At 48.9% G+C, this 282-nt stretch carries 1 pseudogene; it reads left to right on the top strand.

Features of this window, described 5'->3' with window-relative positions:
• A pseudogene (locus A3750_RS25835) lies at positions 1-282 on the top strand (hypothetical protein); the annotation flags it as partial.

Below are 282 nucleotides of genomic sequence, written 5' to 3'. Positions count from 1 at the left end.
TGGAGAGGTTATTCCAGAAAGCCCTGCCGCTATGTCGCAACTAGAAGTAGGCTCTGTGCTCGAAAGCGTGGATGGTCAGAAGGTTTACGGTTGGCGAGATGTTGTGATGTCGCTGGTTCCTCATATTGGTGATTCTGGTGTAATAGAGCTCAAGGCGCAATTCGATGGCGAAAGTAAAGACTATGCGTTGAAACTTGATAATTGGATGCGCGGCCAGGATGAAGCGGATCTTATTAGGGGTATTGGTTTGGTGCCTTATCGTCCCCCGATCTCCCCAGAAAT

The organism is Oleiphilus sp. HI0079, assembly GCF_001635105.1.
This window is presented reverse-complemented; position numbering and strand designations above follow the sequence as displayed.